We start from the raw sequence: 7,957 nt of genomic DNA, 5'->3' as shown, positions 1-7,957 counted from the left end.
CTCAACGACCACCCAGGCCTGATCAGTCAGCTCATGACGACGCACCACGAAAACACCAACGCGCCAACCACTTTGCGGACACGACCTAGGGCCTGCCGTCAAACTCCCGTCGTCGCCCGAAGGGCGGCCCGGCGGCGCTTGGTGCGTGCGATCGCAAGGCGCCGGGAAGTCCTAGTAGCGGAGCTACTCGGGCTTTTCGGCAACGCCGCGAGCGTGCGTGCCAAGCGCCGCCCGGCAGGCGGGAGTTTGACGGCAGGCCCTAGCCGGCGACGCCCAGGCCCTCGACCACGACGGCGCCCGGGAGTTCGGACAGGGCCTTGCCCGGCACGATCAGCTTTCCGCGGCGCGTGCCGCTGCCGATGAGGACGTGCGGGAGGTCGACGACGGCCGCGTCCACGAGGACCGGCCAGTCGGCGGGCAGGCCGATCGGGGTGATGCCGCCGTACTCCATGCCGGACTCGCCGGTCGCGGTGTCCATCGGGGCGAACGAGGCCTTGCGGGCGCCGAGTTGGCGGCGTACCGCGCCGTTCACGTCGAGCTTCGTCGCGGAAAGGACGACACAGGCCGCGAGGGTGGTCTCGCCGCCGCGCTTGCCCGCGACGACGACACAGTTCGCGGAGGTGCCGAGCAGGTCGGGGCCGTAGTGCTCGACGAACGTCGCGGTGTCGGCCCACTCGGGGTCGGTGTCGACGTGGATCAGGTCCTGCGCGGGCACGGTGCCGCGCCAGTCGCGGACGGCGTCGGCGACGGGCCGGGTGAGCAGGTGGAGGGCCTCGGGGGCGGCGAGTACGTGGTCGAAGGTGCCGATGGGTGCGCGCATGGCGGCACGCTAACAGCCGCCGCGCGGGCGTCGACCGGCTGTCTCAGCGTACGAAAGGCACCGACACGGCCATGACCATCTCCACGTCCTCGGTCCCGTCGTTGCGGTACGTGTGCGGGGTGCTCGCCTCGAACGAGACGCTCGCGCCCTCGGGCACCGCGTGCGCGGCCCCGTCCACGACGAGGGTCAGCTCGCCGGCCGTGACATGGATCAGCTCGATGGTGCCCTGCGGGTGCGGGTCGGAGTCACTGCCCTCGCCGGGCACGAGCCGCCAGTCCCACATCTCCAACGGGCCCTCGGACTCGGTTCCGGCGAGCAGCCGGTTGTAGCTGCCGGCCTCCGTGTGCCACAGGCGTACGGCCTGATCCTCGGTCACGATGCGGACGTTGGGGCCCTGTTCGTAGTCGAGCAGCGTGGTGATGCTGACGCCGAGGGCGTCGCCGATCTTGACGACGGTGCCGATGCTGGGGTTCGTGCGGGCCTGCTCGATCTGGATGAGCATGCCGCGGCTGACGGCCGCGCGGGCGGCGAGCGCGTCGAGGGTGAAGCCGCGCTCGGAGCGCCAGTGCTTGACGTTGCGCGCGAGCGCCTGGTTCAGGAGATCGAGGTCCGCCACGTTCCGTCCATCGTTCCGTCGTTGGGTCAATATTTTGGATGACAGAGTTCAGTGCATTGAACTACGGTGTGGTGCACCACAGCGTCCAGCAAACTGTACTGCGGGGTTCGGCATGACAGCACTCTTCGCCCTGACCACGAGCCTCATGTGGGGCCTGGCCGACTTCGGCGGCGGACTGCTGACGCGACGGACCCCCGCGCTCACCGTCGTGGTCGTCTCGCAGACGATCGCCGTGGTCGTGCTCGGCGCGATCGTCGTCGCGACGGGCGGATTCTCGGAGGCGGGACCGCGGTTGTGGTACGCCGTCGCCGCGGGGCTCATCGGGCCCGTCGCCATGCTCGCCTTCTACAAGGCCCTCGCGCTCGGGCCGATGGGGGTCGTCTCGCCGCTCGGCGCGCTCGGGGTCGCGGTGCCGGTCGGGGTCGGGCTCGTGCTCGGGGAGCGGCCGGGGTTGCTCCAGTTCGCGGGGATCCTGGTCGCCGTCGTGGGGGTGGTGCTCGCGGGTGGGCCGCAGTTCAAGGGGGCGCCCGTGCAGCGGCAGGCGGTGCTGCTCACGTTGCTCGCCGCGTTCGGGTTCGGCGCGGTGATGGCGTTGATCGCGGAGGCGTCGACGACGCTGACGGGGCTCTTCCTCGCGCTGTTCGTGCAGCGGGTGACGAATGTCGTGGCGGGTGGGGCCGCGTTGTACGCGTCCGCGAAGCGGGGTGGGCGGGTGCTGCCGGAGGAGGGCGGGTGGCGGGTCGTCCGTGCGTCGCTGCCGGCGTTGGCGTTCGTGGGGCTGGCGGATGTGGCGGCCAACGGAACGTATGCGCTGGCCGCGCGGGAGGGGCCGGTCACCGTGGCGGCGGTGCTGGCGTCGTTGTATCCGATTGTTACGGCGCTTGCGGCGCGTGGGGTGCTCAGTGAGAGGTTGCGGGGGGTGCAGGCGGCGGGGGCGGGTCTTGCGCTCGTCGGAACGCTTCTGCTGGCCACGGGTTGACGCCCCGGCGGACGTCCTCCGCCCACGGGGACTCGATGCGCCCACCCACTGCAGGCACGGCTCCCACCCGTTGTGGTCGGCCACACCCGCCTCGGGCAACCTCCCACAGACACGGCTCCCACCCATTGCGGTCGGCCGCACTCGACTTGGGCAATCTGCCGCCTGGGGCGGCAGGGTGGGCAAGGCGGCCCCCGGTGCCGCGTGCACAGGACGTCGGCGTCGACCCCGGCCAGGCGCCCAAGCCACGCCCCGGCACAGACGAGACGCGCGGGTCAGATGCGGTAGCGGCGCAGGGCCGGTGCCGCCGCGGCAAGGACCAGCATCGCCAGCACCACCAGGAGCCCGCCCCCGGCGACCGCCGGACGCGCGCCGAAGGCCGAGCCCGCCGAACCGTGCAGAACATCCGCAAGCCGCGGACCACCCGCGACGACCACCGTGAACACGCCCTGCATCCGGCCACGCATCTCGTCCGTCGCCGCCGACAACAGAATCGCGCCGCGGAAGACCATGGACACCATGTCCGCGACCCCCGCCACCGCGAGGAAGACGACCGCCCACCACAAGCTCCCGCTCAACCCGAACCCCGTGATCGCGAGGCCCCACGCCACGATCGCCCCGATCACCATCCACCCGTGCCGCTTCGTCCGCGAGAACGTCCCGGAGAACAGCCCCCCGACCACCGCCCCGATCGGAATCGCCGCGAACAGCAGCCCGAGCGCGAGCCCCTCCCCGTACGGCGCGTACGTCTCCGCCGCGAGCTGCGGGAACAGCGCGCGCGGCATCCCGAACACCATCGCGATGATGTCCGCGAGGAAGGACAGCAGCAGCACCTTGTGCGTGGACATGTAACGGAAACCGTCGACGATCTCCCGCACGCCCGCCCGCTTCTTCGCCGCCGCGACCAGCGGCGGCAGGGACGGCAGCCGGTACACCGCCCACACGGTCACGCACAGCGCGACGGCGTCGATCAGATACAGCTCCGGCAGCCCGATCACCGGAATGAGGACGCCCGCCAGCAGCGGGCCGACGACCTGACCGGTCTGCATGACCGTCGAGCCGAGCGCGTTGGCCGCGGCCAGTTGGCTCTCGGGCACGAGCCGCGCGATGGACGCGTTGCGGGCCGGCGCGTTGAGGCCCCAGAACGCCTGCTGCATCGCGAGCAGCACCATCAGCACGGCCACCGAGTCGAGCCCGGATATCGCCTGCAGCCAGAACAGGACCGAGGTCACGGCGATGCCGGAGTTCGTGATCAGGAGCAGCTTGCGCCGGTCCATGTGGTCGGCGATCGCGCCGCCCCACAGCGCGAACACCACGAGCGGCACGAGCCCCGCCATGCTCGCGGCCCCGACCCAGGCCGAGGACCCGGTGATGTCGAAGATCTGCTTGGGCACGGCGACGGCGGTGAGCTGGCTGCCGACGGCCGTGACGATGGTCGAGGACCACAGCCGGCGGTAGGCGGGAATGCGCAGGGGCCGGGTGTCCATGGCCCAACGGCGCCAGCCACGCGGCCCGGCCTCGGCCTCGGCCTCCGCCGCACCGTCGGCCGCCGCGTCGTCGGCGGCCCTGCTGTCGTCGCTCGTCTCGCTCGCGTCCACGGCTTCCCTGATTGCTCGCTACATCTATCTTGTCCGGGGTTCAGTGTCCCAGGCGTCGTCGTCGAGTTCGGACAGGGCGAGCAGTTGGTCCGGCGTGACCCCCTCGGGGATCGCCCGCGGCGCCGGCGTCCTGAGCGGCGGCTGCCAGCCGGCCTCCGCGTCCCAGCTCCGTACGACGCGGGCGGGCGCACCCGCGACCACCGCGTGGTCGGGTACGTCGCCGCGCACCACGGCCCCGGCCGCCACCACCACGTTCCTTCCGATACGGGCGCCCGGCAGGATCACCGCGCCGGTGCCGATCCAGCAACCGGGGCCGATCTCGACCGGTTCCATCCGCGGCCACTGCTTGCCGATGGGCTCGTGCGGGTCGTCGTACGAATGGTTCGTGGACGTGATGTAGACGTACGGGCCCATGTAGACGTCGCTGCCGATCCGCACCGTCGTATCGGCGATGACATGGCTGCCGCGGCCGATCACGACGCCGTCGCCGAGGGTCAGGATCGGGTCGGTGCCGAGGTCCAGGTCGGGCATCAGGCCCGCGGTCAGGGTCACTTGCTCGCCGATGATGCAGTGCGCGCCGAGCCGGATCCACGGTTCGCCGAACACCGTGCCCTGGGGGAACGCGAGCTTCGTGCCGTGCCCGATCGCGCCGAACCGGTGCCCGCCGGGCTGCCGTGCGGTGACCGCGCCCTTGCGCTGCACCCAGCGCCATCCGGCCTGTACGAGCCGGTGTCCGGGCCCACCCTTGTCGTTCCGCTGCTTCGGCACGGCGTCACGTTACCTACGGGTATCGTCCACCCCCACCTCGGCGACCTGTGATCTTCGCCCCACAGGTACCTTGCCCTTGGCGCGACGCATGCATGACACGAACGACACGTAGGGAGCACAGACCTCATGTCCCACGAGGCACTCGTCACCGGCATCGGCGACAAGGAACCGAAGGTGGACCCGGAGGCGTTCGTCGCCCCGACGTCCGTGGTGATCGGCGACGTCACGCTGCACGCGGGGGCGAGCGTCTGGTACGGCGCGGTGCTGCGATCCGAGGTCGAGCCGATCACGCTCGGCGCCGACAGCAACATCCAGGACAACTGCACGGTCCACGTCGACCTCGGGTTCCCGGCGACGATCGGCGAGCGGGTCTCGGTCGGCCACAACGCGGTGCTGCACGGCTGCACCGTGGAGGACGACTGCCTCATCGGGATGGGGGCGACCGTGCTCAACGGCGCGGTGATCGGGGCGGGTTCGCTGGTCGCGGCGCAGGCGCTGGTGCCGCAGGGGATGGTGGTTCCGCCGGGGTCACTGGTCGCCGGGGTGCCGGCGAAGGTGCGGCGTGAGCTGTCCGCGGAGGAGCGGGAGATGGTGACGCTCAACGGGACGCACTATGTGGGGCTGGCGAAGGTGCATCGGGGGGTGCACGAGTAGGCGCTCACCGGCGGCGGCGTCGCGGTCTCGGGGCTCTGCCCCGGACCCCGCGCCTCAATCGCCGGCGGGGCTTTGTATGACCCAGTTCGCCGGCAGGGCTCGATATGGCTCAGTTCGCCGGCTCGGGCTCCGGCTCCGCCGCCTCGTGTTCCGCCACCATCTTTGCCGCCCGGCGCTTCACGATCAGCATGGAGCCGAGGCCGATCAGGATCGCCACGCCCAGGCCGACGTACGAGAACCTCTTGAGCCAGTCCTCCGCGACCACGCCCACGGAGTAGATGACGGCGGTCGTGCCGCCGGCCCAGACGATGCCGCCCAGGACGTTCGCGATGAGGAACTTCCAGTACGGCATGTGCAGGACGCCCGCGAGCGGTCCGGCGAAGATGCGGAGCAGGGCGATGAAGCGGCCGAAGAAGACGGCCCACATGCCCCACTTCTCGAAGGACCGCTCGGCAGCTGCGACATGTCCCGGACCGAAGTGCTTGGGGAACTTGCGGCCCATTTTGGCCAGCAGTGGGCGCCCGCCCTTGCGGCCGATCGCGTACCCGATGGAGTCACCGATGACGGCGCCCGCGCTGGCGCAGGCGCCGAGGACGAACGGGTTGACGTCGCCGTGCTGCGAGGAGAGCAGCGCCGCGGAGATGAGGACGATCTCGCCGGGCAGCGGGATGCCGAGGCTCTCGAGGCCGATCACCCCGGCCACCAGGGCGTAGACGGCGACCGCCGGAATCGTGTCGAGCCATGCCTGGACGTGCATCGACGTCGCCTCCCGTACCCACCAGTGTTGCCTGTGCCCGGCGCGCGCTCCCCTCCGGTACGCGCACGCCGGGCAGCCTACCTGCTCCCTATGACGCCGCTGCGTCCCACAAGGTGCAGTGATGCTCGCGATGAACGTCCGTGGAGAGCGTGATCCCGCCCACACCGGACGTCTTGAGGGACAGCACCTGTCCGGGTGCCCGCCGTTGATCCGGCATGGCGGGGGCGCCGTCGGCCCTCGGGGCGCCGCCCCTGATGAAGGAGCCCCAGTACCGCACCATCCGGTCGGCGAGCGCCCGCTGCGCGGTGTCGAGCGGGGAGTCGAGACCGAAGTGCTTGAAGAGGTACTGCACCTCGTTGACGTGCGTGGCCCCGAAGTCGAACGTCTTGCCCGCCTCTCTGATCGACGCGAACGGCGGTGAGGTGCGGTCCGCGAACTCGTACGCGTAGACGGGTGGCCCGCTCGCCGCGAGCCGCTCGTCGAGCCGGAGCGCGGGGCAGGCCATCAGCTGGTCGCCCTGGGCGGCGGCGTAGGCGTAGGTGGGCGAGGCGTGGCCGGAGAGAGGGTACGCGCGCAGGGCCCGCTCCCCCGTCGCCTTCCCGTACGTGTCCGTGAGCGCCTTGGGGTAGGCCTCGGCCGTGAGCGGTGTGCCCTGGCGGTCGTAGGCGCCGTAGGCGAAGAGGCGGCCCTCGTCCTTGTTGGCGCCGTTGAGGACGGGCACGGGTGCCGAGCGGCCGGCGGCGATCGCGGCGGCCGGCTGTTCGGGCAGGAAGCCGCCGCCGGTCACCGGCGCCCAGTCGAATCCGGCCTGTGCGTCCAGGATCTCCTTGGCCGTTTTGCCACGCAGGCACGCGACCGTGTCCGCCGCGGCGCCGCATCCGGCCTTCTCCGCGAACCGCGCGCCCTCGGCGACGGCCGCACGGTGGGTGCGGGCCGCGCAGTCCCCGTACGCCCCGGACTGGATGATCCCCGCCCGGAACAGGCCGCGCCCGCCCGGCGACGCGAGCTGGGTGCACACCGAGCGGCCGCCCGCGGACTCGCCCGCGATGGTCACGCGGTCCCGGTCGCCGCCGAAGGCTCCGATGTTGGCGCGCACCCAGCGCAGCGCCTGCTGCTGGTCCTGGAGGCCGAAGTTGCCGGAGACCCCGTCGGACGCCTGCTTGTCGAGGCCCGCCGCCGCGAGGAAACCCATCGCTCCGAGGCGGTAGTTGACGGTGACGACGACCGTGCCGGTCCTGCGGGCGAAGGTGTCGGGGACGATGTCGGCCCCAGCGCCCGCGGTGAGGCCGCCGCCGTGCAGCCACACCATGACGGGCCGGCCCGCCGAGCCGTCCGGCGCGTACACGTTCAGGTCGAGGCAGTCCTCCGTGTAGGTCGGACTCTCGTATCCCGGGTCCCAACTCGACGTCTGTACGCACCTGTTGGAGAAGGCGGTGGCGTCGCGCACGCCGCGCCAGGGCTGCGCCGGGCGCGGTTCCCGCCAGCGCAGCCTGCCGACGGGCTGCTCGGCATACGGGATGGCGAGGTACTGCCGCCCCTCGCCTGTGTGCTGGCCGCGCACCCAGCCGGACGCGGTGTGCACCACCGGGCCGTCGGACCGTTCGGCGGCGTGCGCCGGGACGAGGGCCGACGCGGCCAACGCCACCACGGCCGCGAGCACCACACGTAGTCGACCGCGTCTCATGTCACTCCCCCTCTTGCGCCCGAAACCGAAGCGGAAACTATGACTGGAGGTGACTCGTGTCAACGAGTTGGACAAGAAACGAGG

General features: G+C 71.5%; 8 protein-coding genes. 2 read left to right on the top strand and 6 right to left on the bottom strand.

What is annotated here, in order from left to right:
- Positions 1–259: 259 nt before the first annotated feature.
- Both ACIA8D_RS35200 and ACIA8D_RS35195 read right to left on the bottom strand, forming a co-directional pair.
- On the bottom strand, positions 260–820 hold the full coding sequence (locus ACIA8D_RS35200; protein WP_399238332.1) for a YbaK/EbsC family protein: 561 nt from the start codon (positions 818–820) through the stop codon (positions 260–262).
- 43 nt (positions 821–863) lie between these two features.
- Positions 864–1,436: a helix-turn-helix domain-containing protein gene (locus ACIA8D_RS35195; RefSeq protein WP_399238331.1), complete on the bottom strand. Its 573-nt coding sequence runs from the start codon at positions 1,434–1,436 to the stop codon at positions 864–866.
- A gap of 112 nt (positions 1,437–1,548) precedes the next feature.
- Between ACIA8D_RS35195 and ACIA8D_RS35190 the strand changes: the two genes are divergently transcribed.
- The gene (locus tag ACIA8D_RS35190) at positions 1,549–2,415 is read left to right on the top strand and encodes an EamA family transporter (protein ID WP_399238329.1); all 867 of its coding nucleotides are present in this window, start codon (positions 1,549–1,551) and stop codon (positions 2,413–2,415) included.
- Between the two features lie 272 nt (positions 2,416–2,687).
- Here the strand turns inward: ACIA8D_RS35190 and ACIA8D_RS35185 are convergent, their stop codons facing one another.
- Both ACIA8D_RS35185 and ACIA8D_RS35180 read right to left on the bottom strand, forming a co-directional pair.
- Positions 2,688–4,010, bottom strand: a complete 1,323-nt coding sequence (locus tag ACIA8D_RS35185) for an MFS transporter (RefSeq protein ID WP_399238328.1) — start codon at positions 4,008–4,010, stop codon at positions 2,688–2,690.
- Between the two features lie 24 nt (positions 4,011–4,034).
- The gene (locus tag ACIA8D_RS35180; protein ID WP_399238326.1) at positions 4,035–4,778 is read right to left on the bottom strand and encodes an acyltransferase; all 744 of its coding nucleotides are present in this window, start codon (positions 4,776–4,778) and stop codon (positions 4,035–4,037) included.
- Between the two features lie 126 nt (positions 4,779–4,904).
- On the opposite strand from ACIA8D_RS35180, the gene ACIA8D_RS35175 reads away from it, so the two are divergent.
- Positions 4,905–5,432 (top strand): gamma carbonic anhydrase family protein, encoded by a 528-nt coding sequence (locus ACIA8D_RS35175; protein ID WP_399238325.1) that lies wholly within the window; start codon positions 4,905–4,907, stop codon positions 5,430–5,432.
- Between the two features lie 109 nt (positions 5,433–5,541).
- Here ACIA8D_RS35175 and ACIA8D_RS35170 read toward each other — a convergent pair whose 3' ends face one another.
- On the bottom strand, positions 5,542–6,189 hold the full coding sequence (locus ACIA8D_RS35170; RefSeq protein ID WP_399238323.1) for a DedA family protein: 648 nt from the start codon (positions 6,187–6,189) through the stop codon (positions 5,542–5,544).
- Between the two features lie 88 nt (positions 6,190–6,277).
- Positions 6,278–7,873 (bottom strand): carboxylesterase/lipase family protein, encoded by a 1,596-nt coding sequence (locus ACIA8D_RS35165; protein WP_399238321.1) that lies wholly within the window; start codon positions 7,871–7,873, stop codon positions 6,278–6,280.
- Positions 7,874–7,957: the final 84 nt, after the last annotated feature.

The organism is Streptomyces sp. NPDC051684 (genome assembly GCF_044453445.1).
Lineage (GTDB): Bacteria > Actinomycetota > Actinomycetes > Streptomycetales > Streptomycetaceae > Streptomyces.
Note: the sequence above shows the minus strand (reverse complement) of the source record. Positions and strands in the feature narration are given on the sequence as shown.